The sequence below is a fragment of the Rhodococcus sp. NPDC060084 genome (genome assembly GCF_042730335.1).
GTDB lineage: Bacteria > Actinomycetota > Actinomycetes > Mycobacteriales > Mycobacteriaceae > Rhodococcus.
Map to the genome: position 1 here is coordinate 72,265 of NZ_JBHWWX010000001.1, position 26,654 is coordinate 98,918.

Below are 26,654 nucleotides of genomic sequence, written 5' to 3' on the forward strand. Positions count from 1 at the left end.
CCTTCACTATCCGAGAGGACGCAATGCAACTCGATCACACCCTGTCAGTTCCAGCACCCGTCGAAGAGGTGTGGACCGCCTTGCTCAACCCCGAGAAAGTCGCACCGTGCATGCCGGGGGCGAAGCTCACCGGGACCGAGGGGGACACGTTCACGGGAACGGTGAAGGTCAAGCTCGGGCCCGTGTCGCTCACCTTCAAAGGCACCGGACGATACGTCGAAAAGGACGAGCAGGCCCGCAAGGCGGTCATCGAGGCGAACGCGAAGGACACACGCGGCAACGGCACGGTCAGCGCGACCATCACGATCGTTCTCACCGGCGACGGTGACCGTACGGACGGCACGGTCCACACCGATATGACGGTCACGGGCAAGCCTGCCCAGTTCGGCCGGGGGATGATCTCCGATGTCGGCGGGAAGATCCTCGAACAGTTCGCGTCCTGTCTGTCGAAGAAACTGGGACCGGAGGCCGCCGACTCGACGCCGAGCGAATCGACTCCCAACGAATCGACTCCCAACGAATCGACTCCCAACGAATCGGTACCGTCCAGCGCGCCGGCGGTGGCTCCGACACCTCCCGACACGACACCGGCCGGTGCGGGGTTCGTCGCACCCGTGGCGGGTGACGCCGCGCAGACCGCCACACCGGCACCCGCGGCCACGCCCGGTGCCGTCGCTCCGGCGCCGCCCGCGGATGCCGCCACCGGAACGGCGAATTCGGGCGCGGCGCACGCGACCGCCGATCCGCAACCCGAAGCCGAGGCTCTCGATCTCATGGAGTTCGCGCGAGGCTCTGTGATCCAGCGACTCGTGCCGGTGGGGGTGGTGGCCGCCGTGGCGCTCGTGGTCGGGGTGGTCCTGAACCGGACGTCCCGCCGTCGGCGCCGGAACCGTTCAGCGTGCAGTGGGTGCCGCAAGAAGTGACCAGATCCGGTCCCGGGACAGCGGTAGTTCGTGTGGCCGCACTCCGATCGCGCGCCGGACCGCGTTGGCGAGCGCGGGGGCGACGGGATTGAACGGCGCCTCGCTCATGGACTTGGCGCCCATCGGCCCCATGGTGTCGTAGGTGTCCGCGAAGTACACCTCGGTGCGGGGCACATCTGCGTACTGCGGAATGTGGTAGTTCCGCAGCGTCGCGGTGACGACGGTGCCGCTGGCATCGGTGACGAGTTCTTCGTACATCGCGACGCCGATGGCTTGGGCGACACCACCTTCCACCTGGCCCCGGCACTGCTCGGGGTTGACGACGACACCCGCGTCGGCTGCCTGGACGGACTGCAGGATGCGCACTTCACCGGTGCCGATGTCGACCGCGACGCGAAACCCCTGCACGTTGAACGACAACGAGCGGGGGAGCCCGCCGTGGCTGCCTTCGGCGCGCAGGGTCCCGCCCGCCGCCTCCAGGAGGTCCGCATACGGCACCTCTGTGCCGCCCACCTGGGCTCCGCCGGCCGTGAACTCCACGTCGTCGGGTGATTCGCCGGTCAGTTCCGCCGCCCATTTCGCCATATCGCCGCGCAGCGCGTGGGCCGCGGCGTGCAGGGCCTTCGCCGCGACGACCGTTCCCGACGATCCGTACGCGCCCGTATCGTGCGTCGTGACGTCGGTATCCGACTGTTCGACGCGGATCCGGTCCGGCTCGATCCCGAGCACCGACGCGGCAATCTGTGTGTGCACGGTCGTCGTACCGTTCCCGAATTCCGCGGTACCGACCCGGGCGACGAACGTACCGTCCGGCAGGAGTTCGATCGACGTGTCGGCGATGTGCCCGCCGGGCGGGTTCGACGCGATCATCGCCAACGCCATTCCCTCGCCGACTCGCCACCGTGGACCCTCCGGCGCGGGTGGCCCGTCCGCACGCGACATCGCAGTGCGCACGAGGTCGAGGCACTGGTCGAGGCCGTAGCTTCCGAACCCGAGGTCGGCGCCCTCGGGATGGGCGGCGACCAGTTCGTCGCCGGGAACCACCACGTTGCGGCGCCGCAACTCGTACGGGTCGAGGTCCAGTTCCAGGGCGAGTTCGTCCATTGCGGACTCGACCGCGAACAACACCTGTCCGAGACCGTATCCGCGGAACGCGCCAGACGGCCGGTTGTTCGTGTACACCGACCGGCCGTCGACACGCTTGTTCGGGCAGCGGTACACCTCGACCGATTCGCCGCACCCGTGGAACATCACGCTCGCCGAATGGTTGCCGTACGCGCCGCCGTCGTTGAGGACGTCGATGGCGAGGGCCGTGAGGATTCCGTCGGCGTCCGCGGCCACGGTGACGTCGACCCGCATGGGATGACGACACGGCGCGACCGTCAACTGGTCCGCCCGGGTGAACTCCCACCGCGCCGGGCGTCCGGTGCGCAGGACGGCCGCCGCGACGACGTCCTCGGCGAGCATTTCCTGTTTGCCGCCGAATCCCCCGCCCACGCGGGCGGTGAACACCCGGACGCGGTGACGCTCGAGCCCGAAGATCCGGCACAGTTCGTCCCGGACGAGGAACGGAACCTGGGTGGAACTGCGGATCACCAGCCGTCCGTCGTCGTCGAGCCAGCCGACGGCGCCGTGTGTTTCGAGATGGGTGTGCTGGACGCGCTGCGTCTGCCAGCGCCCGCGCACCACGGCCGCAGCCGCGGCGATGCCGGCTTCGACGTCACCACACCCGCCGTGCACCTCTCCGATGAGGTTGCGGGAGGCATCGGCGATCCGCGCTTCCGGCCCCTTGTCACCGTGCAGCAGCGGGGCACCGGGTGCCGCGGCCTCGTCCGGGTCGAGCACGAAGGGCAGGACCTCGTATTCCACGCGGAGAAGCCGGCAGGCCTCCTGCGCCTGGGCTTCCGTCTCGGCGACGACCGCCGCAACCCGTTGCCCGACGTATCGAAGCGTCCGGTCGAAGAGGTAGGTGTCGTCCGGATCTTCTTCCCGGTTCTCGTGTCTCGCTGTCGAATATGCGAACTGGGGGGCGTCGCGCCAGCACAGGACCGCGTGCACGCCCGGCAGTTGCTCCGCGGCGACGGTGTCGATGGACACGATCCGGGCGTGCGGGTGCGGGCTACCCAGCGTCGCGATATGCAGCACGCCGTCGACGACGGTGTCGAACGTGTACGGCTCCGTACCGGTGACGACCCGCGGGCCCGCAGGTGCGGGATGGGATGCGCCGAAAGCTTTTCCGCATGTCTTCCCGACGTTGCCGACGCCGCGCAGCGCATCGTCGACGGAACGATATCCGGTGCAGCGGCACAAGTTTCCTTTGAGCCGGCGCGGAAGGTCGTCGAGGTCGGATTCGGTGAACGTCGACGCCGTGACGATCATGCCGGCGGTGCAGAATCCGCATTGGAACCCGGCGGCGTCGACGAACCGCTGTTGCAGGGGATGCATGTCGTCGGGCGTACCTAGACCGGTCACCGTGGTCACCGCGCGCCCCTCGGCCCGGACGGCGGGATAGACGCACGAATGCACCGCCTCACCGTCGACGAGCACCGAGCACGCGCCACAGTCACCCGTGTCGCAGCCCTTCTTGACCTCGAAGTGTTCGTGGTCTCGCAGCATCGTGCGCAGGCACTGCCCGGGGCGGGGAGCGGCGTCGACCTCGTCACCGTTGACCGTCAGTCTCATGACAACTCCTCCCGGACTTCCTGTGCCAGAACGGCTGTGACCGCCCTGCGCCACTGGGGGGTCCCGTGGACATCGGCGTGATAGGCGTCCGCGGCGACGGTAGAGGTCAGTGCTGCCTCGAGGTCCGCCGCAGCGGGCAGATCGGGGAACCTCAGCACGTGGGGACGGGTGGTGGCAGCGGTCACCGACAGGGCGAACGCGCCGTCGGCGTCGCGTCGACCGATGACCACGGCACCGGACCGGCCCAGCGGAGACAAGGCGATCTTCCGGAATGCGGTGCGTGAGGACAGCTTCGGTGCCTCGATACGGATACTGCGCAGGATGTCTCCGTCGTGCAGGAGGTTGCCGCCGACGCCGGTGACGAACTCCGCCACCGGCAGTCGTCGCTCACCGCCCCCTCGGGACCAGATCACCGCGTCGGCGTCGAGCGCGACCGCGAGGGAAATCATGGCACCGGCGGGCAGCGACAGGCAGATGTTGCCGCCGACGGTGGCACGCTTCCAGATCTTCCACGAGGCGAGCAGGGCGTCGGCGCACTGCCCGAACAATGGTGCGGCTTGCCACGTCGTGGTCTCGGAGAGTCTCGAGAGTTCCTCGACCGTGCAGGTCGCGGCCACTTCGAGGCCGGCGTCGTCGATCACCGTCGCGGGCCAGCCCAGCCCCGACAGGTCGACGAGGCGACGCGCGTGTGGTTGCGGTTCCGAGAACAGCCAGGTGCCGCCTCCGACGAACGCCGTGCCCGGTCCCCAGGTGAGATCCTCACGTGTCCGCGCCACGGTGTAGTCCGTCACGGTGTGCAGATCCATGGCGTTACCCCGCTTTGGAGACGAGGCGGGTGTGCGCGTCCGCCACGCCGCGAGCGACGACGTCGGTGTCGACGGTGAGCACCCGATCGTTGCGTACCACCTCGCGTCCGTTGACGAGAAGCAGATCCAGGGGAGGCTGCGACCCCAGTACGAGCGCCGCGACCGGGTCCGCGATCCCGGAATGAGCGAGTGTGTCGAGCCGCCACAGAGCGAGATCGGCGAGCTTGCCCACCTCGAGAGAGCCGATCTCGTTCTCACGACCCAGGACGCGCGCACCGCCGATGGTCGCGAGCGCGAGACTCTGCCGAACGGTCATTGCCCGCGGTCCGCTCCGGGCGCGTGCGAACAGCGCGGCGTGGTGGGCCTCTTCGAGCATGCAGCACGATTCGTTGCTCGCCGCGCCGTCGACCCCGAGTCCGAGCGGAACTCCTGCCGCGTAGAGGTCGGCGGCGCGCGCGATACCCGCACCGAGACGCGCGTTGGATGTCGGACAGTGCGCCGCACCCGTGCCCGAGGCCGCGAGCACCCCGATGTCGCGGTCGTCGAGATGTACTGCGTGCGCGTACCACACATCCGGCCCAGTCCAGCCGAGAGATTCCATGTACTCGACGGGGTTGCACCCGAACCTCTCGAGGCAGAAGTCCTGCTCGTCGAGGGTTTCCGCAAGGTGCGTGTGCAAGCGGACGCCGAGATCGCGGGCGAGCACCGCGGACTGTTTCAGCAGTTCCCCGGTCACGGAGAACGGGGAGCACGGGGCCAGCGCGACGCGGAGCATCGAATCGAACGACGGATCGTGCCACCGCTGGACGGCGTCCTGACTGCCGGCGAGGATCGCGTCGAGGTCCTCGACGATGTGATCCGGCGGGAGTCCCCCCGCGCTCGCGCCCAGGTCCATCGAACCGCGGCAGGGGTGGAACCGGATACCGACCTCTGCCGCCGCGGCGATCTCGGCCCCGAAGACGTCACCCCCGTCGCGGGGGACGACGTAGTGATGATCGGTGCTGGTGGTGCATCCGGTCTTCAGCAGGTGCGCGAGGGCACCCTTCGCCGCGACATGCACCATATCGGCGTCGATGCCGCCCCAGATGGGATACAGAGTGGTCAGCCACTCGAACAGCGTGTGATCGACGGCCAGACCGCGGGTGATCCACTGGTAGAGGTGGTGGTGGGTATTGACGAGCCCGGGAGTCAGAATGCATCCGGCGCCGTCCACGATCTGCGCGTCGTCGTACCCGAGCGGTTCGCCGTCGCCGACCGCGACGATCCTGTTTCCGTCGACCACGACGTGACCGCTGCGGTATTCGGCGCGACCGGCATCCATCGTGACCACGTGCGCACCACGGATCACGATCGGTCGGGTGGTAGGGCGAGTGTGCACGGTTGCTCCTCACGTCGGCGGGCACCTACCAGTGAACTCCTGCTCGAGACGCAACACCCCGGGCACCGTGTACGAAACCGCAACGAAATGCCCGCTTCGTATTGTGCGATCGTCCAAAGGCCCGCGCACGGAGGTGGTGCAGTGCTTCTTCACGATGTACTCGACGATGCCGAACTCGGAATCCGGGTTCTCCACGGCGACCCCGCGATGCTCGAACGGCCGGTACTGCGAACCTGTACCACCGATATGCCCGACCCCACCCGGTACGTCAGCGCGGGGTCGCTGGTGTTCTCGGGGCTGGTGTGGCGGGCGTCTGCCGAAGACTCGGATCTGTTCGTCAAACACCTCGCGCGCGTGGGCGTGACTGCGCTCGCCGCGGGGGAGGCCCTGCTCGGTGAGGTGCCCGAGGACGTGGTCGCCGCGTGCGCCCGGCATCGGCTGCCGTTGCTCTCGGTCCCCGCGGACGTGCCGTTCAGCCGGATCATCGAGCGGATGACCGCACGCATGTCCGGCGCGCGCATGGACCGTCTGCAGAACGGACTCGCGCGGCAGCGGCGGTTGCTCGAAGCGGTCGCCGACGGTCGCAGCATCGGCGACCTGCTCGACCGCACCGCCCAGGAATTCGGGGCGCAGGCGTGGCTGCTCACCGCCACCGGAGTGCCTCTCGCCGGCGCGGCACCCCTCGACGACGACATCGTGGACCGGCTCGTCGCGGCGGCCTTGTCCGCCGAGCGGCTTCCCCACGCGACCGCCGACTACACGGTGCTCTCCGTGGGCGGTGGCCTTCGCGACCGCACATCCTGCTGGCTGCTGGTGGTACGGCACACGGGCGACGCGCGCGCGGACTGCCTCGAGGCGTTCCGGGAACTCGCCACGGTGGCGGCACTCGACCGGGTTCGCCGAGACGAACGCCGGCGCACCGCCTGGGACGCCGGAGACAGTTCCGGGCTGGTGTCCACTGCGGCAGCAACATTCGATTCGGGACGTCCACTTGTCGCGGTGGTCGCGCGCCGGGTGTCCCACGACGACCGGGCCGCTGCGGCCACCGCCGAACGGCTACGGGCGCTTCGCGACACGCTCTGCGACGCACTGCCGGGGTGCGTGAGCGCGCTGGACGGGGACCGGGTCGTCCTGACCGTCGCCGGCGACGCCGACGAGGTTCACGCAGTGCTTCGTCGGCGGCTCGCCCGAGTCGTCCCGGCGCTCGAGCGCACGCGATTGCGGGTGGGCACGAGCGCCACGTGCACGCTCGGATCGCTGGCGGGTGCCGTCGCCACCGCCACCGCGCTCGCCACGGACGACGGTGACATTCGCGAACCGGTGTCCGTGCGCACGGCAGCAATGGACTCGGCGGCGGAGTTGTTCTCCGCGGTACCGGACAGGTTGCGTCACGATTTCGCTCAACGGATTCTTGGGCCGGTGCTCGATCACGACCTGTCCACCGATAGCGGGCTTCTCTCCACCCTCGAGGTGTTCCTCGCATGCAGTGGCTCGTGGCGACGCACCGCAGAACGAATCCACGTGCACCTCAACACGGTCCGGTACCGAATCGGCAAGGTGGAGAAGCTCACCGGGCGCGATCTGTCCCAGATCGATGACAGGCTCGACGTATACCTGGCGCTCCGGATGCTGCAGGTGCAGGAGGCTTAGGCGAGGCGCGGCAGATCCCCGCTCAGGCGGTCGGGGGCAGCGGGCGGTAGATCTGCGGCGGCCGCAACCGGCCACCGAAGGGGGTCGGCGCCGAGTTGCCGGAGTTGCTGCACCTGCTCGTAGCACCACGGCGACACGTCGCGGGTTCCGTCCACCACCGCGTCCGCGAAGGCGGTCCACTCCACCCAGTCGACGCCGCACACCTCGGCCGGGTCGGGAGCCGGCTGCGATCCCCGGTACAGGGCCCGGTAGACGGGGCAGATTTCGTTCTCGACGATCCCGTTGTCCATCACCGCCCGGTATCGGAAGGACGGGAGCACAACGCCGACGTCGTCGAGTTCGATACCGAGTTCTTGGCCCAGCCGCCTGCGGACGGCCAGTTCGAGCGGCTCCTGCGGCGCCGGGTGACCGCAACCACTGTTCGTCCATACCCCGGGCCACGTCCGCTTCTCCAGGGCGCGCCGGGTAATGAGCAGACGGCCGTTCTCATCGAAGACGTACGCGGAGAAAGCGAGATGCAACGGCGTCGTCGCGGTGTGGACGGTTGCCTTCGGTTCGGTGCCGACGGCGCGCCCCGCCTCGTCGAGCAGCACTACTTGCTCCATGGTGTTCCTGTTCTGTCCGTTCCTCGTCGTGAGTGGGTCCGCTCTCCGCTCGACAGCTGACCCACGCTCTTCGCTGTCTTCGCGCGCGTACGGAAGGTGGTCCATCCGGCCTCCGCCAATCGTGGCGCGGCGACGGCGAGGCGCCTCCGCCGGGAGACGCGTGCCCGCTGATGAAGTACACGATATCCGCCGTCCTCGACCTCCCGGAGAATGTCGCGGTACAGCACGAACGCTGTGCGCATCCCCGGGCGTACCGATCGATCGAGCATGTCGATCCCCGGGTCTGCCTCGCGGTACACCGACCGGGTGTGCGCGATCAGGTGCGCGAGTGCCCGCTCGAGCCTGGCATCGTTCCGGCCGGTCGTCCGGCAGTATCGGAGAAGATCCTCGTCGACACCGAAAGCTTTCAACTCGTCGGTCGGCAGGTAGATCCGGTCGCGGTCGAGGTCTTCGCCCATATCCCGGATGAAGTTCGTGAGCTGGAAGGCTTCGCCGAGTGCGGCGGCCGGCCGCGCAGCCTTGTCCCGATCCGTCTCCGTACCCAGGATCGGAAGCATCTGCAGACCGATGACGGCCGCGGATCCGTACATGTATTCCGACAACTCGTCCATCGTGCGGTAGCGCGGGCGGAACATCACGGTCCCCGGTATGTCCATGCGCATCGAATGCAGGAAGGCATAGAAGTAGCTGTGCGGAATGTCGTACCGCGCGGCGGTATCCACCAGCGCTCCGAGCACGAGATCGGGCCGGCTCCGCCCCAGGGGTGCGCCACCGAAAGCGGCCCGGATCCGATCCTCGAAGGCATCGACCTTCGCGGCGGCCGCCCGATCGGAGTCGACCTCGACATCGACGACGTCGTCGACCATCCGCGCAAACCCGTAGAGAGCATGTACGCCCGCACGCTTGGATGCCGGAAGGAGCCTTGTCGCAAGGAAATAGGTCTTCCCGTGGCGCTCGTTCAGTTCGCGGCACACCCGGTACGCCTCGTGCAGTCCGGGATCGATTCCGGCGAGTTCACCCATGCTCGACTACCTCCTCGGAGCGCACCGACTGTGTGACGGCGGTCCGACGCGGCCGCTCGCTCGTCGCCGATCCGACGATCCGCTCGGCGGCAAGGCGCCCCGACACGAGCACGGTGGGTACTCCGACGCCGGGGGTGGTACCCGAGCCCGCCAGCACCACATTGTCCACGCCGCCGACCATGTTCTTGCGCCGGAAAGGTCCGGTCTGGCGGAAAACATGGGCGGAGGAGAACGGACTGCCTTCGAGCATGCCTTTGTCGCGCCACGTCTGCGGGGTATCGAGGTGGTCGACCACCATCGCAGCGGTCAGGCCGCAGTAACCCCGCTGCTCGAGGACGATCTGGATCTCTCGCAGGTAGGGCACGGCGCGGCGGTTCCAGTCGATGGGCGCGGACGCGAGGTTCGGGCACGGCGCCAAGATCGACACCGGTTCGCTGAGGACACCGTTACGCACCATCCGCAAGGCGGGGTCGGTGACCGCCGGGCGGGTGATCAGCAACGACGGGTCCTCCATCAACTGTCCACGGCCAGGACCGGCGGTGATACGTGCGAAGGTCTCCGCCCACTGCTCGCCGAAATCGATGGTGTGGTGCGCGCTCGACGGCCACGACTGCGTGACCTCGGTGGGAACGGTGCCGTGGAAGACGACTGCGGACGGCGACACGACGGAATAACCCCGCTTCCTGCCGCTGCTCGTCACACCGGCCCGATCGAGCAAGCGGTCGACGATCGGGAGGTCCGGGGTGAGGACGAGTGCGTCGCACTCGACACGGCGACCGTCGGACGTCAGGACGGCCGTCACGCGATCGTTGCGGATCTCCAGTTCCGACACTTCGGCCGAGGTGTGGAGCGCTCCGCCGTGACGGGTGAGCGCATCGGCCATGGACTCTGCGACAGCCGACATTCCGCCCGCGGGGAAGTAGACCCCGAGCGAGGTGTCCATATGGGCGATAGCGCCGTACACACCGAGCGCTTTCGACGGGGCGACCCCGGCGTAGAGCGACTGGAAGGTGAAGATCCGGCGTAGCCGATCGTCCCGGACGAACGAGGCGATCCGGGAGCCCAGGCGGCCGAAACCGCCGATCAATGCCAGCCTGGCGGTGTCGCGCAGCGCTGCGCGCGAGCCGACGAGGTCGAGAGGCGAATCGAAGTTCGACGCGATGTACCGGTCGAACTCCGTATCGAAGATGCTGGCGAGCCAGCCTCGCAATCGGCGATACCCGTCGACTTCACCTGGACCGCAGACTTTTTCGACTTCGGCGGACATCTCCGTGGGATCGGCGTACACGTCGAGAGCACTGCCGTCGGCGTAACGAGCGTGGTAGCTGGGAGACAGTGCGCTCAGTTCGACTGTGGGAGTCGTGGAATCGAACGACTCGCCGACCGCGGCGAGCGCATCGGAGATCAGGTCCGGCATCGTGAGCACGCTGGCGCCGTTGTCGATGGTGTAGAGGGGGTTGCCGGAGTCGTCGTACACCGGATAGGTCCCGACCCGGCCACCCACAGTGTCGTCGCGCTCGAGCACGGTGACGCGTTTACCCGCGCCCGTAAGGTACAGCGCCGCAGCGAGACCGGAGAGTCCTGCCCCCACCACGACCACGGAATCGACGGGCCCGGGGATCGTCTTCATGATCGGCCACCCGTCGGCACGACGGTATCGACTCGGCTGGGTATCGCGCTGGTCATTCCTCGGCTCTTCTCTCCCGGAGCGGGCATAGTCGTTGCGATCATGTCTTCACCGTGGCCTTTCCGGCTCGTCGAATGCGCATGGCCACCACGGGGACACCCACGACCCCCATGACACAGAACCCGTAGAGCGCGGAATAGCGCAGTTCGTCGCCCTCGAGCAGGAACGCGTGCGCGAATGCCGATCCGAGCCAGGTCCAGAGGAACAGCACCAGCGGTGCCGCATCCGAGATTCGCCGGCCACTCGTCCTGGGCGACTCGGCGCGTCCTCCCACCCTGTCGACGACGATCGCCATGATCAGAGCGGTAGCGAACCAGCCGAGGTAGTTGGTGTACGGGATGAACGGAATGCCGGGTAACCCGGCGTTGCCCGAGGTCCAGGTCCACTGACCGTCGGTCACCATCTGGGTGTCGAGGTACAGATCCCACCCCACCATCCCCACGGCAACCATGAGGACCCGCCCGAACGCTCGCCTGTCCGGCGGCACCGGGGAATGCCGGAGGACGTAGGACGCGGCACACCAGATCGGATAGAAGCCGGCGGTCCACGCCAAGGGGACCACCGCCGGAACGCCCACGATCTCGGGCCCGAGCCGTCCGGTCGCATAGAAGTAGCTTCCGAAAGGGAACCCGGTCGCAGTGCCGACGATCTCGGACACGAGACCGAGTCCCGCGGTCGAGGCGACCAGCACCACGGCCCACACGGGACCCCGTGTGACGGCGGCATGCACCACCGACGCGGCGGCGAGCAGGAGCACCACCGCCACGGTGACGGCATCCCTCGACGTGCCGGAGACGAGGGGATAGACGATCTGGGCGAGCAGCGCGCCCGCGACGATCCCCCACACGACGCGGTTCATCGACGCACGCCGGTCGACTCGTCCTCACGCACGTCCGTGCGGTTCACCCCGACGGCGATCCTCGTACCGCGGGGCCGATGCGGCGGGACCACACTCATTGCTGCCGCCGCTCGTCCGGGGCGTTCGTGTCCTTACCCGAGTCCTCGACGGAGTCGGCCGACACGGCGGGATCCACCCGTTGGGCGTCCATGAACATTTGCAGAAACCCGATACCCGAGGTGTACGGGCCGTGATGCCGGGGGGAACCGGAGGCAGAAGGGGACATGAGAGGCCTCATCTCACGCCGGCACGACGGTGAGCGACCACGTGTCGAACTCGACCAGCGGGGTGAACTGCCGGAAAACCGGCTTCTACCAGTGCGCGCATGTGGGCCACCTCGTCTCGCTGCCACCGTGCCGACGCGTTTCGGAACGGAGACGGTCCGGTACCGTCTGGCAGCGATTCGGAGCCGGGGTACGAACGGATGGGTACGCGTCCGAAAAAGTCTCCCGGCCACCCGGTGACAACGAAAAGTGGCGGTGCGTGCCGCGACTACCGGCACCCACCGCCACTCCGTGACGCCCTCACGTCGTCACATCCAGTCGACGAACCGCTCCCACGCGCTTCCGGCCTCGGGTGCGTCCTCCCGCTGAACCGTCGCCTGGATCAGGCCGTAGGGCCGGTCGTCGGCGTGGAATACCTCGTTCGAGTTCGTGACTCCGAATCTTTCGAGGTCGTAGACGAAATGATGCTTGTTGGGCGCCGACATGCGAATCTCCGCGATCACCGGATACTTCTCCAGCACTGCCCGGCCCATCTCGAAGAGAGTTTGTTGCAGTGCCTTCGATTGAAGGTTCGCAAAACGCTCGAGCATCGTGGCCTTGATACCTGCGTAGGTGACATCCCAGTCGACGTCGTCGGTCGTGAATCGCCACTGTGCGACCAGACTGGTTGCCATCACACGGTCGGCAGTCGGTTCCAGGACCGTGTACGGGTCGGTGAGAAAACCCGAGAATTCGGATCCGGTCGACTTGAGTACGACGAGATCCTTGACTCCGCCGATCACCCACTCCCGTCGCTCCCGCCCGGTTCCCTCGACCGTCACCGAAACCGTGCGGACCTCCGGTCCGGTGCGGGTCCACGTGTGATCGTGTTCGACACCGTCGATCGTCACCCGTTGCCACGCGTAGTCGTCGATCTCGACGCGGGCGGCGCGGACTGGTTCGACGTCGTCGACGAAGTGCCGCGCGAGTTCGAGCGCGTAGGTTTCGACGAACTCGACGCCCTTGCTCTTCGCGTACGCGTACACCGTCTGCTTCTGTGTGTCGGTCGGGAGCACCGCACCTTGGTCGCCTTCGAGGTGTGCCGCGTCGAAGTCTCCGCGGAGGCAGGTCGACACGTTGAGGTCGCGGATCTCGTGGCGGGCAGTGTCCCGATAGATCCGTACCACGCGGTTCTCCGCCTTGCCGTAGCGGTTGGCGCCCAGCACGATCTTTCCGGTCAGTTCACTCACGGGTCAGCTCCCTCGATAGGTGGAGTAGGAAAAAGGCGACAGCAGCAGTGGCACATGGACTTTGCCGGCACCGCCGACCCGGAAGGTGACGGTAACCTCCGGGTAGAAGGTCTCGGTGTGCCGCCGCGCAAAGTACTCGCCGGTGGCGAAGGTCAGCGTGTACGTACCGGGTTCCAGTGCGGGAACCTGGAATTCGGAAATTCGCCCGTCGTCGTCGGTGCGAGCACTCGCGAGTTCCGCTCCGGCGGACGAGAGCGTGACCTCGACTCCGGAGGCCGGCGCTCCACGGGTGGCGTCGAGAACGTGGGTGCTGACGGTGCTCACCTCACACCTTCCTTTCCTGATTCGACGGAATCGTCGGTGACGAGCAACTCGAGTCTCGATCGGTTGATCTCGGCAAGCGTCGCTCGCGTCTCGCGCCACTCGGTCTCGGAATCGTGAGTGAGGCGCCGCTGCAGAATCGACAGGAGTTCGTCCGCGGATCGTCCTGCGGCACGCACGAGGTACACGTGCCCGAAACGCTCCTCGTACTTGCGGTTACCTGCCACCAGTGCATCGCGGATATGTGCGTCCGCGCTCGCGACCGATGCCTGCTCGCGCTTCGACGATGCGTGGTCCGACCGTTCACCGATCCGTGGGTGCCCCGCGAGCGCTTCGGCGAGATCGTCCCGAGTCAGCGCCGCTGTCACCGCATCGGACGCGCGCAGCAGCGCGGCGCGACTCAGGTAGGGGCGGCCTTGCACGAGTCGCTCGGTCCACGTCCTGCTGGAACAGCACTCGGACAGGGCTGCGGCTGCGTCACGGGCACAGAGCGCATCGAAGTCGGCACAGGTGTACGGCACGGCACTCCTCTCTCTCGTCACCACGATCGCGGATGAAGGGAGCCGGCGGTGCCGTACGCGCTACAAACTTCCCGAGACGTGGTCTCCGGTCGTTTGGACGATCCGACAAACGCGGATCGGCGGAGAGAATTCGTGGCCGAGGCGCCTCGGTCAGGCCGGTTGCCCGGCGGGAACGCGTAGTCGCTGCGACGCATCGATTTGGGCACGGAGCCACACGTGGGCGGGATCCGATTCGGATTCCTCGTGCCAGACTGCATATTCGCTGAGCGGAGGCAATTCGAAGGCGGGCTCGAGGATCCGCAGGGACGCCACTCCCGCGATTCGTTCAGCCATTCTCTCGGGCAGGAGCGTGACGAACACGGTGTGTTCGAGCGCGAAGGGGAGCACCGCGATACTCGTCGTGGACGCCCCCGTCCGTGTCACGATCCCGGCGCGCAACAACGCTCGCGCCAGAGCCGTGTCGTCGTCGTACTGCAGATACGACAGGAACGGATAGTGGGAGAGCACGTCGCGATTCAGTTCCGTCCCGATGTACGGATGCCCGGACCAGACGGCGCCCACGTATCTGTCGGTCAGGACCTCGGTGCGCCGGCACCGCTCGAACTCGGGTGCGTCGAGAAGGTGTTCCGGCAGCACCGCGAGGTCGGTTTCGTGCCGGTGGAACGCTGCGAGGGACGCCTTGGTGAGGGGACGCAGATCGAATCGCACGTTGGCCGGGTGCCCCCGCCGCATGAGCATGCGGAGCAACGTGACCTCGGCGTAATCGCCTGTCATGAGCGTGAACACGCGTGAATCCACGGTCGGATCGAAGGTCGGTTCGGAGAGTATCGACCGTTCCAGCGTGTGCAATACGCTCCGCAGGGGCCCGATCAGGGCCTGTGCCCGCGGAGTGAGGCGCAACGTGCGGCCGTTCTTCACCAGCAGTGGGTCGTCGAACTGCTTCCGGAGACGAGCGAGCGCCGTGCTGGTCGCCGGCTGCGACATGTTCAGTCGTTCGGCCGCGCGGGTCACGTTGCACTCGGAAAGAAGCACGTCGAGGACGACAAGCAGGTTGAGATCCACCCGCCTCAAGTCCACTCCGCACCCCCCTTTCCGAAACCCGGCGTAACGGCAATATCCGGCGGGATAGTAACCCACCACCGTTGCCTATATCTAAAGATGTATAGCAGCTATCCGAGTTGCTTTTCGATCTTGTGAGCCGGTCGTACGACACTTACGCTGACCCACGTCCTGACGGCGGCGGACCCGTGTTTCGCCCTGGCCCATGTGATTTGTCATCCGCTTCGGCCGGCCGACCGGTGTACGTACAAGAGAGGTTCGGGCCGAACACGATGAGTCTCAAACCGCAGTTCCAGCAATATTCCCCCGAGAATTGGCGCCTATGGCGCAAGGTCACCGCCGTCGTGGCGGTCCCCATCATCGCCGCCGCGCTTTTCGGATCGCTCCGCGTCATCAGCCTGTTCGAGGATTCCCGCCACTTCAGCACTGCTGCCGAGCAGGTGTCGATTCTGCCGATGTTCGCCGAATACAGCACCGGCGTCGCGGGTGCCGCAGCCGCGACGATCATCGGGTTGCCCACCGACAACGGTGCGACGATCGCGCGGGAAGCAGAGACGGTCCTCACGGACCAGATCGCGAACATCAGCCTCGAGCCCGAGGTCAAAGCAGCACTGAACAAGGTGCTCGCCGAGGGAAACAGCCTGCTCGACAGTGCTGTCGCCGGATCGATGGCACCCGTGGTCGCCAGCGAGCGCGCACAGGCGTTCATCAGCCGCGTGAGTTCGGTGTTCCGTGCCGCGTCCTCCACCGCGCCCGAACCCGATGTCCTCCAGGAAAGCGCCACCCTCCTCGACATGTGGACGACCCAGTGGGCGCTGCTGGACCAGGTCGTCGCGTACTCCGCACTGGGTGCCGGCACCGAAGGTGCTCTCCTGATGTGGACGAACGCACTCGGCGTCGACGCAGCGCAGATGTCGATCCTGCGGGAAACCGTCGAGTCCAACCCCAACATTGCCGACACGAGTTCGCTCGACGCGCTCGTCGCGGAACTGGACAATCGCCGCAACTTGACGGCGAATCTGGACAGCACCAGCGGCGACACCGGAGCGCTGCGCAACTCGATCTTCACCAGCCTCATGGTCTACATCGAGGAAGTCCGCGACTCCGCCACCCGCATCGTCGGCCTCCTCGACAACCATGCCAGCGAAGCTCGCACCGAAGCACTCAAGAACGCCATCGGAATTGCGATCGTGCTGGCCGTCGCGCTGGGCCTGGCCGTGATGGTCGCCTTCTCGATCGTGCGCCCGCTTCGCCGCCTCCGAAACGACACACTTCTTGCCGCAGAGCAAAGCCTGCCCGAGGCCATCGCCGCCATCAAGGACGGCGCAGAAATCGGTACGGTGTCACTCCCTCCGGTCAGCGTTCACTCGAAGGAAGAAATCGGCGAGGTCGCCCGCGCCGTCGACACCATGAACGAGGGTGCGCTGCGGCTCGCCGGTGAGCAGGCGCAGTTGCGCCGGCAGGTCAACGAGATGCTCGAAACGTTGGCGCGTCGCAACAAGACCCTCGTCGAGCAGCAGCTGTCGCTCATCGACTCGCTCGAGCACGAGGAGCGCGACCCCACGCGTCTGCAGAACCTGTTTGCGCTCGACCACCTCGCGGCCCGTATGCGTCGCACCGGCGACTCGTTGCTCGTCCTCGCCGGCACCCGGCAGCGAATGGGACGGATCCCGGACACCCCGCTCGGTGACGTGCTCCGTGCCGCAGTCTCACAGGTCGAGAACTACCAGCGCGTGAACGTCGGAAACGCACCGGAGGGTTCGCTCCTCGGTACCGCCGTAACCGACGTCGTCCACATGGTGGCCGAACTCCTCGACAACGCACTGCGAGCCTCCCCGCCGGAGAGCACCGTGGCGTTCGCGTTCTCGCGCGCCGTCGACGGCGGCTTGTTGCTCGAGATCGCCGACCGCGGAATCGGTATCCCCTCCGACGAACTCGCCGAGATCAACGAACGGCTGGCGACGGACAGCGAAGCCGGCTCCGGCGCAGCGCGTCGCATGGGTCTGTTCGTGGTCGCGCGACTGGCCCACCGTCACGGGATCACCGTGCGGCTGCGTCCGACGTTCGACTCGTCGACCAACTCCGGCGTCACCGCGAGCCTCTATCTGCCGCTCCGTCTGCTCAAGGGCGTCGGTACCCAGTCCGACCCGTTCCAGATCGACCGCCCGCGCCGACTTCCTCTTCCGCCCGGAGAGACGAACACCGAGTACACGGATCAGTACGACCAGCGCGCGTCGCACAACCACAACGGCGAGTCGTTCGCCGGTGCGACTCCGAACGGCAACGAAGCGTATGCGTCGGCGGGCCGGAACGGCAGCGAGGCGTACTCGGGTGCCGGCCAGAACGGCAACGAGGTGTCCCGGGCGGGCAACAACTCGTACGCCGGATACGAGGCGCCCGGCAACGACAACTACTCCGGGTACGAGCAGAACAACGACGACAATTACACCGGGTACGAGCAAGGCAATAACGACACGTACTCCGGATACGAGCAGAACAACAACGACACGTACTCCGGATACGAGCAGAACAACAACGACACGTACTCCGGATACGAGCAGAACAACAACGACAACTACACCGGATACGAGCAGAACAACAACGACACGTACTCCGGCGCACCGGTGGAGAATCCGTGGGAGCGCCCGCTACCGCCGAGCGGCAACTCCGGTTCCGCGCCCGGTACGAGTCCCGGAATCCGGCGCGGGCAACTGCACGAACGATGGGTCTCGCGAAACAACGGTGAGTGATCCCGCGCGATGGCTTCCATCGTGAGAGACGAACACTCCACCTGAACGGCAGAGACGGTACGGCGAGACGCCGGGCGACCATTCGGTCGCCCGGCGTTGTCTGTTCGGCAGCCACGCGGGTCCGATCGGTGACAAATCAGGCAGTGCTGCAGGAGAGCGCGTTAGAGTCGACACGCCGACCGCCGAGGAGACCCACGTGAAAGCTTTCGTTCGCACCGCCATAGTTGTCGCCACCGCTGCCCTGGCGGTGACCGGATGTTCCGGGAACAACGCCGACGATCCGCTCGCGTCCGAGTCCGGCGAGGGTGGCACCATCGTCGTCGGTTCGGCGAACTTCCCCGAAAATGTGCTGCTCGCGGAGATCTACGCGCAGGCGCTCGAGGGGAGTGGCGCCGAGGTGACGCGCCAGTTCAACATCGGCAGCCGGGAGATCTACTACGACCAGGTCGCCTCCGGAGCCATCACCGTGCTGCCCGAGTACAACGGGGCACTGCTCGCCCGCGTCGATCCCGAGAGCACTGCGGCTACCACGGAGGATGTCAATGCCGCTCTGGCGGAGTCGCTTCCGGAAGGTCTCTCCATTCTCGCGTCGGCGCCGGGGGAGAACAAGGACGCACTCGTCGTCACGGAGGAGACCGCGGATCGCTACAACCTGACGACCATCGCCGATCTCGCCCCGGTTGCAGGCGAACTCGCCCTCGGCGGACCGCCCGAGTTCGAGACACGGCGGCAGGGCGTCGTCGGTCTCCGAGACGTCTACGGCGTCGAGTTCCAGAAGTTCGTGCCCACCGACACGGGCGGGCCGATCACCATCCGGGCGCTCGGGGACAACACCATCCAGGTTGCGAACATCTTCACCACCGATCCGTCTCTCAGTACCGAACCGTTTGTGGCTCTGGAGGATCCGGAATCCGTATTCGGGGCACAGAACGTCACGCCGCTCGTCCACCGGGAAGATCTCACCGACGAGAACGTCGCGACGCTCGACGCTGTGTCCGAGAACCTCACCACCGACGTTCTCATCGAGTTGGTCGGCCAGGTCGTCACCGAGGGCCGCGACATCGATGTCGTCGCCGAAGAGTGGTTGCAGGACAACGGCATCAACTGAGGGCCGGGTGCTCCGTGATCACTTTCGACAATGTGCAAAAGCAGTATCCCGACGGGACCGTGGCAGTCGACGGACTGTCCCTCGAAGTGCCCACCGGCACTCTCACTGTGCTGGTGGGCCCCTCCGGATGCGGTAAGACCACCTCGCTGCGCATGATCAACCGGATGGTGGATCCGACCGCCGGACGCGTCCTGGTCAACGGCGAGGACGTGCGATCCCAGGATCCGCAGACCCTGCGGCGCGGGATCGGGTACGTCATCCAGCACGCCGGATTGTTTCCGCATCGGACCGTCGTCGACAACGTCGCGACGGTGCCGCGCCTGATGGGGGCGTCACGGAAGCAGGCCCGGGCGACCGCCATGGAGGTCCTGCACCGCGTCGGACTCGGAGACGAGTTGGCGCGCCGTTACCCGGCCCAACTGTCCGGGGGCCAGCAGCAACGGGTCGGCGTGGCCCGCGCACTTGCCGCCGATCCGCCGATTCTCCTGATGGACGAGCCGTTTTCGGCGGTGGACCCGGTCGTCCGCAAGGAGTTGCAGCAAGAGTTACTGCGCCTGCAATCGGTACTTGCCAAGACCATCGTCCTTGTCACCCACGACATCGACGAAGCCATCACCCTCGGCGACCGGGTCGCCGTGTTGCGACCGGGTGGGGTGCTCGCCCAATACGCGACTCCCGAAGAACTTCTCGGCGACCCGGCGGACGACTTCGTTGCCGGGTTCCTGGGCGTCGACCGCGGGGTTCGGTTGCTGTCGTTCTTTTCCACGGCCGGTCTGCCGCTGCACACAGACAGGATCACGTCCACCGGAGACATGCCGATTCGGGATGGCGACGGCCGGTGGATGCTCGTCGTCGACGACGGGAAACGACCGGTCGGCTGGCGCGATCCGCATGCCTCCGATTCCTCCGGCACCCTCGTGCCGGCGGGACGGGGATTCGTGCCGGGGAAGGACACTCTGCGCGCCGCGCTGGACGCTGCGGTGTTGTCGCCCTGCGGTTTCGCAGTTGCGGTCGACGAGGACGGGCGGGCGCTGGGCGTCGTGAGCAGTGAAGAGGTGGCCGCTGTCGTGCGCCGGGAACACCGGGAGCGCACCGACTCGCCGGTGCGGAAGCAGCTGTGAGTCTCCGGATCCCGGGTTACCTCGGCACGTTCTGGGAACTGCTGTCGGATCACCTGGTGATGGCCCTCGGTGCATCCTTCCTGGGCCTGGTGGTCGCGCTGCCCCTCGGTCTGGTGTGCGTGCGCTGGCCGCGGTCGTACCCACCGGTTCTGGCGATTTCGAGTGTGCTGTACTCGATTCCGTCGCTCGCGTTCTTCGTCCTGCTCATCGCGTTCACCGGCATCAGCCGCACGACCGTGATCCTGCCGCTCGCCGTGTACGCCCTCGCGGGACTCATTCCGAATGTGGTCGACGGTCTACGCGGGATCCCCGACAGTGTGCGGCAATCCGCGATCGCGATGGGATTCTCGGGCCCCCGCAGGCTGCTCACTGTCGACCTGCCGATTGCGCTGCCGGCGGTCATCGCGGGCTTACGGGTCGCGGTCGTCGCCAACATCAGCATGGTGAGTGTCGGGGCACTGATCGGAATGGGAGCATTCGGGTCGCTCTTCACAGCCTCCGTGCAACTCGACCGGCTCGATCTCGCGCTGGTCGGGATCGCGGTGATCGTCGTGATGGCACTCGTCGCCGACGCGGTGCTGGTTCTCGTGCAATGGCTCGTCACCCCGTGGCTGCACCGCTCGGCAGGGGCGGCCCGGTGACGACGCTGTGGTACTACCTCGTCGACTATTTCGGTGACGGCGCGAACTGGTCGGGGCCGTCCGGGATTCCGGCCCGTCTCCTCGAACACTTCGGTTACACGTTCCTGGCGTTCGTCCTGACCGTCCTGCTCGCGCTGCCGCTGGGGTTGTGGACCGGCCACACCGGTCGCGGCGGAATCCTCATGACCCTCCTCGCCAATGCCGCCCGGGCACTTCCGACGTACGGGCTGCTCGTGCTGCTGGTCGTGCTCTACGGCATCGGGCTCGTCCCGATTCTGGTTCCGCTCGTCGCGCTCGCGGTGCCGCCCGTGCTGCTCAACTCCTATGAGGGGATTCGTGGCGTCGACCCCGCGCTCACGGATGCGGCGCGGGGAATGGGCATGACCCGGATGCAGGTGCTCCTCCGTGCGCAGTTACCGGTGGCGCTGCCGCTGATCCTCGTGGGCATGCGCACCGCAGCGGTCCAGATCGTCGCTACCGCGACCATCGCGGCATCGGTGAGTTTCGGTGGCGTCGGCAGGCCGATCGTGGACGGTCTTGCCCGGAGCGACTATGCACTCGTCGTGGGAGGCGCCGCCCTCGCGGCCGTGTGTTCTCTCGTCGTCCTCGGGGTTTTCGCGGTGTTGTACCGCGTGGTGGTCTCGGAGGGCGTGCGGGCTTCGACGGGGTGATTCGCGGGCCTTCGTCGCCGCTGCGGGGGCCGCCGGACGTGTCGGACGTCGGGTGCACACTTTCCGGACAGACACGAAAGACAGGAACGGGACATTCGCCCCGGCGCGTCGTCGAGGAGGCGCAGTTGCGATGTATACGAGCGGTGAAGCGCATTTCAGCTGGACGTCGCGGCGCGTGATGCTGCCGGAGGACGACAGGTACGGCCGTTCCGGTGTGGCGCCGGATACGTCGGGCGTGACACTGGACCGGGTGCTCATGGGGTCCCGCCTGATGGCCTGCCGCGATGTCGAACAGGAGAGGGAATATGTCGCGCTCGCCGTCGGTGCGGTGGACGGCGGCGACGACGTACCGGTCCGGGTTGTAGAAGAAGAGCGGCTACTGCTGCACGGACCCCGAAGCGGCTTCGGCCCGGAGATTCTGGTGGGCGCGGAGGACGACGACCTCGACGACCGAGAGGTGACGCGTCAACTGCTCGACGGTGGCCCTCTGCGCAGTTTGCTTGCCCGTACAGGTGCCCATTCGGTGGCTCTGACGTGTGCGAGCGCCCACTGCTGACCGGACCGGCACGGGCCGCGCCGGCGAGATCTCGTACCGCGCGGACCGATGTATCAGCTTTTCGCGTGACCTTTTCGTGATCTTCCATTACGGTTTATACAGCCCGCAGAGCGGGGACACTCACATCGTGGTACGACGTGTCGTGTTGCTAGCTGCGGCGCCGGACTGAGGTACGCCCGTCGGGGGCAGTCCGGCGCCGCACTTTGCTACCGAACAGCCACCGTGACGATTCGGGCCGGCGCTAGGCGCGCCCTGCGATTCCACTTCCGTGATCTCCCTCGTCACCCCACGCGCGCAGCGCGGACACGGTGACGCGAAGCGAATCCTCGGAGGGTGCCGGGTTCACGGGCTCGGCCCCGCCCGAATCGGGCTTGACACGGCCCGCTACGGGAAACAGCGAAGAAAACAGCATGATCGACCTTCCGTCCGTGCCGTGGGTCCTCAAAGGGTGTACCACCGGCCCCCACAGTTTTGAACGCGACGTAGGTCACACTTCGCTGTTTTCCGCGTCCGACGCTCACGAACGCGGGGCAAAGACTCCTTCGGCGAGCCGAGCGGGCGCTTCGACCGCGAGGAGATGCCCGGCACCGGGAACCACCTGGAGGTCGACCGCCATATCGTCGGCGAGCTTTCGCAGGGACGACAGCTGGATCAGCGGATCCTGCTCGCCGACCACGATCTCGACCGCGCGGCCACGCCAGCGCTGAAGTACCGACCGTCCTATCCGAGGCAGACCGGTCAGTGAGGTGCAGTACGCACCGACACGGCACGACCAGCGCAAAGTCGGATCGTCGGGCTGGTAGCCGCTCCCGGCCAGGGCCTGCAGGTAACGCTGGGTGTTCTCGAGATTCGGCTCGTTCCGCCACTGCAAGCCGGGAATGAGCGCGCGATGCCACCTGGCGCGCGGCACCAGCCCGAGCGGCGCAGCAAGGACCAGCTTCTCCACTCGGTCCACGTCGGCTGCGGCTGCCGCAACAGATGCCGACCAGCCCAGGCCGATAACCGACGCGCTCGCTATTTCGAGTGCGTCGAAGACCTCCATCAGCCAGCGGCCGTACGCCGCGTGAATCTCGGCCGCGGGCCGGGTACGGGCACTCCCGCCGGGCAGGCCGGGAAGATCGACGAGGATCGCCCGGCGCGAGTCGTCCAGCTGCTCCGCGAGGACACGCAGGCCGGCAGCCGGAAGGTCCCCGCCGGCCAGAACGACGATCGGCGGCGCGGTGGGGGCGCCGACACTCAGGACGAACGTCTCGCCCAGCGACGTGCGCGCGATATGTTCGTCGACCGGCCGCGACCAGTGCGACAGCATGCCTGCGCACGCGGAGTGGATGACGCTGTCGTCACCGGGGCAGCGGTACGGGGATCGGGTGAGCATCCGGGTCACCCGCCCAATCCGGCCGAGCCGGGCACGACGACATGTTCACAGGTGAACAGCATTGGCTGAATCTTCTCTCGTAGGCACGACATCTCTTCGCCGACCTTGCGGCACACCGGACGACACCGTAGCTCACTCCTCAGCGTCCACGCCACCATCGCCACCGACATTCTCTTCGGCGCGATCTCAGACGTCCCTCGAGTACCTCTGGTTCACTCCGAAGAGCCTGCGGATTCGTCGCGCAGCTCGTCGAGCGTGGTGAACACCCGAGGACGGTAGCCGTCGCCGGCGTCCGGATCGGACAACACTTCCTCGGGATCGACCAGCGCAACGTCGATTCCGTCGAGGTGCAGTCGCCGGATCACCTCGAGCAGCATCCTGCGGCCTACCGGGAGAACGGCGCGCACCAGCGTGAGATCGAACACGGCGCGCTGCGTCTCGACGGGTTCCTCGACAAGTGCCCGCACGACGCCTTCCGCGTTCGTGAAATGGATGTCGCCGTGGAGTTCGAGAAAGGTGAAAGCCTCACTGCCCTCACCTATGACGGCGCGGCGCCGCAGAACCGAGCGCGAGACGATCGGCGCCTCCATGAGGTGCAGATTCATATCGTGCGACAAACGTTCGAAGGCTTCGACGCCGCGAACGCTGGTGCCGTGCTCGTCCAGTCGCGGCGAGTACACCGCAATGCCCAACTGGCCCGGCAGGATTCCGATGATCCCGCCGGAGATCCCGCTTTTCGCGGGGATACCGACGGTCGAAAGCCAGTCGCCGGCCGCGTCGTACATTCCGCAGGTCGCCATCACGGACAGCACCTGCCGGACGACGGACCGGGAAAAGATCCGCTCACCCGTCCGCGGCTGGACGCCTCCGCCCGCGAGCGTGGCGGCCATCATCGCGAGATCGGCTGTGGTGACCTTCACGGAGCATTGCCCGACGTATCCGGCGACGATGTCGTCCGGATCGTCCGGGAAGATCTCGTAGTTGCGCAAAAGGTTCGCGATTGCGACATTTCGGAAGGATGCCCCCAGTTCGGACGCCGAGATGCCCTCGTCGACCTCGAGCTCGCGCCCCGCAAGGGACGACAGCAGATCGCGGATCGCACGAATGCGGTATTCGGGTGTCTTGTTCTCGCCCACCAGTGCGTGAGCGGTGAGCGCCCCCGCGTTGATCATGGGGTTGAGCGGACGTCCGGTATCTCGTTGAAGCGAGATTTCGTTGAACGCCTCACCCGACGGTTCGACACCGATCGCGTCCAGTACCCGCTCGAAGCCACGCTCTTCGAGCGCGAGGCCGTACACGAAGGGCTTGGAGATCGACTGGATGCTGAACTCGGTGTCGTCGTCGCCTACCGAATACGTCACGCCCTCCGCGGTGACCAGAGAAATCGCGAAGCGGTCGGGGTCCGCGTTTTTCAGCTCGGGGATGTGATCGGACGTCGCGCCCTTTCCCTCGGAACATACGGAGAGAACTTCGGTCAGGTAGTCCGGCAGAGGTGAACGCATCCGTCCATCGTCGCGCATGCTCGCCGATTCGATCGTCCGCCCCCGCTCCCGTGTCACGAAGGTTGCCCGCGTGGCGACGGCCGCCCACGAACGCAGCCGGCCCGAAAAAAATCCACCGTGTTGTCGATCGATGACCAGCCTGTTCGACGTATAGGTTGAGAGATCGACACGCGGTCTCCGAGTCGAAGGAGAATCCCATGAAATACATGCTCGTGATGCGCGCCACCGACGCCGCCCTCGAAGCCTCGAAGAACATCGATTTCGAGGAGATCCTCAACGCCATGGGCCGGTACAACGAGTCTCTGATCAAGGCGGGCGTCCTCCTCGCAGGTGACGGACTGTCGGACCCGGAGGAAGGCTTCGTCGTCGATTTCGACTCCGATCCGCCCCTGGTCACCGACGGCCCCTACGGGGAGACCAAGGAACTGTTCAACGGGTTCTGGATCATCCAGACGTCGAGCAAGGAAGAGGCCGCCGAGTGGGCGAAACGGTGCCCGCTCGGACCCGGTTCCAAGCTCGAGGTTCGCCGGGTGACCGAATCCGACGAATTCGACCAGAACAACGAGTACGTCCAAAAGGAAGCCGGTTGGCGCGAGCAGTTGGGCACCGACGAGCCGGTGGTCGGCTGATCGCGATGACCGACACGGTGTCGCACGGACCCGACAACGCACGTCGCGTTGTCGAGGCCGTGTGGCGCATGGACTCGGCCAAGATCGTTGCGGCGCTGACACGCACCGTCCGTGACCTCGACCTCGCGGAGGACCTCGCCGGGCAGGCACTGGTCGAGGCGCTCGAGCAGTGGCCGGACACCGGGGTACCCCGCAATCCGGCGGCATGGCTGACGGCCGTGGCCACCAGGCGCGCTATCGACGGGTGGCGGCGCCGCGACCGGCTCGACGAGCGTTATGCCACTCTGGCACGCGAGTTGAGGGACGACGCGGCGGGGTTCGACACCGACGCCTGGGACCCCGACCGCATCGACGACGACGTGCTGCGGTTGATGTTCGTCGCATGCCATCCGGTCCTGAACCGGAATGCGCAAGTAGCGCTGACCCTGCGGGTGGTCGGCGGACTCACGTCCGACGAGATCGCGAAAGCGTTCCTCACTCGCACCACCGCTGTGCAGCAACGGATAGTCCGGGCCAAGAAGACCCTCACCGCCGCGCGGGTGCCGTTCGAAGTTCCGGCGCGAGAGGAGTTTCCGGAACGACTCGGTGCAGTTCTCGGAGTCGTCTACCTGATCTTCAACGAAGGCTACGCTGCCAGTTCGGGTGAGGAATGGATCCGGAAGGATCTGGGCGACGAGGCCTTGCGGCTGGGCCGCGTCCTCGCCGAGCTTCTTCCCGGCGAACCCGAGGTGCACGGACTCGTCGCACTGATGGAACTCACCGCGTCGAGGTTTGCCGCCCGCACGACACCATCCGGTGAACCGGTGTTGCTCGCCGACCAGGACCGCACCCGCTGGGATCGCGCCCAGATCAACCGCGGTCTCGCCGCACTCGCGAGAGCCGATGCGATAGGGCGCGGCCGGGGACCGTACGGCCTTCAAGCGGCGATAGCCGAATGCCATGCCCGCGCAGCTACCTTCGAGGACACGGACTGGGATCGCATCGTCCTGCTCTACGACATTCTCGCTCGGGTGGCTCCCTCACCGGTCGTCGATCTCAACCGCGCGGCGGCGTTGTCCATGGCGCGCGGTCCGGCCGCCGCTCTCGAAGATATCGACCGGCTCGTCGCATCCGGCACGCTGGCCGGGTACCACCTGCTGCCCAGCGTGCGGGGTGAACTGCTACGCCGCCTCGGCCGCGCGGTGGAGGCTCGCGGCGAATTGCTCGAGGCAGCACGTCTCACAGGCAACGAACGGGAACGCTCCGTGCTCCTCGCCAAGGCGGAAGAAGTCCGCGAGTCGTTCGGCCTGTGAGAGT

General features: G+C 66.8%; 24 protein-coding genes. 10 read left to right on the forward strand and 14 right to left on the reverse strand.

What is annotated here, in order from left to right:
* Positions 1–23: 23 nt before the first annotated feature.
* The gene (locus ACFWBU_RS00345; protein ID WP_378527129.1) at positions 24–923 is read left to right on the forward strand and encodes an SRPBCC family protein; all 900 of its coding nucleotides are present in this window, start codon (positions 24–26) and stop codon (positions 921–923) included.
* Here the strand turns inward: ACFWBU_RS00345 and ACFWBU_RS00350 are convergent.
* Genes ACFWBU_RS00350 through ACFWBU_RS00360 form a run of 3 tightly spaced genes read right to left on the reverse strand, consistent with a single transcriptional unit; the run spans position 894 to position 5,732 of the window.
* Positions 894–3,605 (reverse strand): molybdopterin-dependent oxidoreductase, encoded by a 2,712-nt coding sequence (locus tag ACFWBU_RS00350; RefSeq protein WP_378527130.1) that lies wholly within the window; start codon positions 3,603–3,605, stop codon positions 894–896. The genes ACFWBU_RS00345 and ACFWBU_RS00350 overlap by 30 nt on opposite strands.
* A complete protein-coding gene (locus ACFWBU_RS00355; RefSeq protein ID WP_296550342.1) occupies positions 3,602–4,411 on the reverse strand; it encodes a xanthine dehydrogenase family protein subunit M in 810 nt (269 codons plus the stop codon). Before ACFWBU_RS00355 ends, ACFWBU_RS00350 begins: the two co-directional genes overlap by 4 nt.
* Positions 4,412–4,415: 4 nt before the next feature.
* Positions 4,416–5,732, reverse strand: coding sequence for an 8-oxoguanine deaminase (locus tag ACFWBU_RS00360; protein ID WP_206036952.1), 1,317 nt, complete (start codon positions 5,730–5,732; stop codon positions 4,416–4,418).
* Between the two features lie 198 nt (positions 5,733–5,930).
* On the opposite strand from ACFWBU_RS00360, the gene ACFWBU_RS00365 reads away from it, so the two are divergent.
* Positions 5,931–7,439, forward strand: a complete 1,509-nt coding sequence (locus ACFWBU_RS00365) for a PucR family transcriptional regulator (RefSeq protein WP_296550341.1) — start codon at positions 5,931–5,933, stop codon at positions 7,437–7,439.
* Here the strand turns inward: ACFWBU_RS00365 and idi are convergent.
* The 9 genes from idi to ACFWBU_RS00410 all read right to left on the reverse strand — a co-directional run bounded on the left by idi (position 7,436) and on the right by ACFWBU_RS00410 (position 15,023).
* Positions 7,436–8,044 carry an isopentenyl-diphosphate Delta-isomerase gene (gene idi, locus ACFWBU_RS00370; RefSeq protein WP_169621009.1) on the reverse strand — a complete coding sequence of 203 codons (609 nt, stop codon included), beginning with the start codon at positions 8,042–8,044 and terminating at the stop codon, positions 7,436–7,438. The genes ACFWBU_RS00365 and idi overlap by 4 nt on opposite strands.
* Positions 8,032–9,066, reverse strand: a complete 1,035-nt coding sequence (locus ACFWBU_RS00375; protein ID WP_378527132.1) for a phytoene/squalene synthase family protein — start codon at positions 9,064–9,066, stop codon at positions 8,032–8,034. The genes idi and ACFWBU_RS00375 overlap by 13 nt, the downstream gene beginning before the upstream one ends.
* Positions 9,059–10,696, reverse strand: a complete 1,638-nt coding sequence (crtI, locus tag ACFWBU_RS00380; RefSeq protein WP_296550339.1) for a phytoene desaturase family protein — start codon at positions 10,694–10,696, stop codon at positions 9,059–9,061. The genes ACFWBU_RS00375 and crtI overlap by 8 nt, the downstream gene beginning before the upstream one ends.
* Positions 10,697–10,793: 97 nt before the next feature.
* Positions 10,794–11,612 (reverse strand): carotenoid biosynthesis protein, encoded by an 819-nt coding sequence (locus ACFWBU_RS00385; protein ID WP_296550338.1) that lies wholly within the window; start codon positions 11,610–11,612, stop codon positions 10,794–10,796.
* A gap of 94 nt (positions 11,613–11,706) precedes the next feature.
* Positions 11,707–11,877 (reverse strand): hypothetical protein, encoded by a 171-nt coding sequence (locus ACFWBU_RS00390; protein ID WP_169621005.1) that lies wholly within the window; start codon positions 11,875–11,877, stop codon positions 11,707–11,709.
* A 306-nt stretch (positions 11,878–12,183) separates the two neighbouring features.
* Positions 12,184–13,104 (reverse strand): factor-independent urate hydroxylase, encoded by a 921-nt coding sequence (gene pucL / locus ACFWBU_RS00395; protein ID WP_169621004.1) that lies wholly within the window; start codon positions 13,102–13,104, stop codon positions 12,184–12,186.
* Positions 13,105–13,107: 3 nt separating this feature from the next.
* Complete coding sequence (uraH, locus tag ACFWBU_RS00400) at positions 13,108–13,428, reverse strand: hydroxyisourate hydrolase (RefSeq protein WP_169621003.1); 321 nt, start codon at positions 13,426–13,428, stop codon at positions 13,108–13,110.
* Positions 13,425–13,946, reverse strand: coding sequence for a 2-oxo-4-hydroxy-4-carboxy-5-ureidoimidazoline decarboxylase (gene uraD / locus ACFWBU_RS00405; protein WP_169621002.1), 522 nt, complete (start codon positions 13,944–13,946; stop codon positions 13,425–13,427). The genes uraH and uraD overlap by 4 nt, the downstream gene beginning before the upstream one ends.
* Before the next feature lie 150 nt (positions 13,947–14,096).
* Positions 14,097–15,023: a LysR family transcriptional regulator gene (locus ACFWBU_RS00410; RefSeq protein ID WP_169621001.1), complete on the reverse strand. Its 927-nt coding sequence runs from the start codon at positions 15,021–15,023 to the stop codon at positions 14,097–14,099.
* 254 nt (positions 15,024–15,277) lie between these two features.
* Here ACFWBU_RS00410 and ACFWBU_RS00415 point away from each other — a divergent pair, with 254 nt between their 5' ends.
* The 6 genes from ACFWBU_RS00415 (at position 15,278) to ACFWBU_RS00440 (ending at position 21,852) form a co-directional block, all read left to right on the forward strand.
* The gene (locus ACFWBU_RS00415; RefSeq protein WP_378527135.1) at positions 15,278–17,755 is read left to right on the forward strand and encodes an ATP-binding protein; all 2,478 of its coding nucleotides are present in this window, start codon (positions 15,278–15,280) and stop codon (positions 17,753–17,755) included.
* A gap of 196 nt (positions 17,756–17,951) precedes the next feature.
* Positions 17,952–18,863, forward strand: coding sequence for a glycine betaine ABC transporter substrate-binding protein (locus ACFWBU_RS00420; RefSeq protein ID WP_378527137.1), 912 nt, complete (start codon positions 17,952–17,954; stop codon positions 18,861–18,863).
* 14 nt (positions 18,864–18,877) lie between these two features.
* A complete protein-coding gene (locus tag ACFWBU_RS00425) occupies positions 18,878–19,984 on the forward strand; it encodes an ABC transporter ATP-binding protein (protein ID WP_169620999.1) in 1,107 nt (368 codons plus the stop codon).
* Entirely contained in the window at positions 19,981–20,625 is a 645-nt protein-coding gene (locus tag ACFWBU_RS00430; protein WP_169620998.1) for an ABC transporter permease, read from the forward strand. The genes ACFWBU_RS00425 and ACFWBU_RS00430 overlap by 4 nt, the downstream gene beginning before the upstream one ends.
* Entirely contained in the window at positions 20,622–21,296 is a 675-nt protein-coding gene (locus ACFWBU_RS00435; RefSeq protein ID WP_296550336.1) for an ABC transporter permease, read from the forward strand. Before ACFWBU_RS00430 ends, ACFWBU_RS00435 begins: the two co-directional genes overlap by 4 nt.
* 130 nt (positions 21,297–21,426) lie before the next feature.
* Positions 21,427–21,852, forward strand: a complete 426-nt coding sequence (locus ACFWBU_RS00440) for a hypothetical protein (protein ID WP_169620996.1) — start codon at positions 21,427–21,429, stop codon at positions 21,850–21,852.
* Positions 21,853–22,369: 517 nt separating this feature from the next.
* Here ACFWBU_RS00440 and ACFWBU_RS00445 read toward each other — a convergent pair.
* Together ACFWBU_RS00445 and ACFWBU_RS00450 are read right to left on the reverse strand one after the other, a co-directional pair.
* Entirely contained in the window at positions 22,370–23,227 is an 858-nt protein-coding gene (locus ACFWBU_RS00445) for an alpha/beta fold hydrolase (protein ID WP_378527138.1), read from the reverse strand.
* Between the two features lie 212 nt (positions 23,228–23,439).
* Positions 23,440–24,729: a glutaminase gene (locus ACFWBU_RS00450; protein ID WP_169620994.1), complete on the reverse strand. Its 1,290-nt coding sequence runs from the start codon at positions 24,727–24,729 to the stop codon at positions 23,440–23,442.
* 197 nt (positions 24,730–24,926) lie between these two features.
* Here ACFWBU_RS00450 and ACFWBU_RS00455 point away from each other — a divergent pair, with 197 nt between their 5' ends.
* The gene (locus ACFWBU_RS00455; RefSeq protein WP_378527140.1) at positions 24,927–25,358 is read left to right on the forward strand and encodes a YciI family protein; all 432 of its coding nucleotides are present in this window, start codon (positions 24,927–24,929) and stop codon (positions 25,356–25,358) included.
* A 5-nt stretch (positions 25,359–25,363) separates the two neighbouring features.
* A complete protein-coding gene (locus ACFWBU_RS00460; protein ID WP_378527141.1) occupies positions 25,364–26,650 on the forward strand; it encodes an RNA polymerase sigma factor in 1,287 nt (428 codons plus the stop codon).
* Positions 26,651–26,654: the final 4 nt, after the last annotated feature.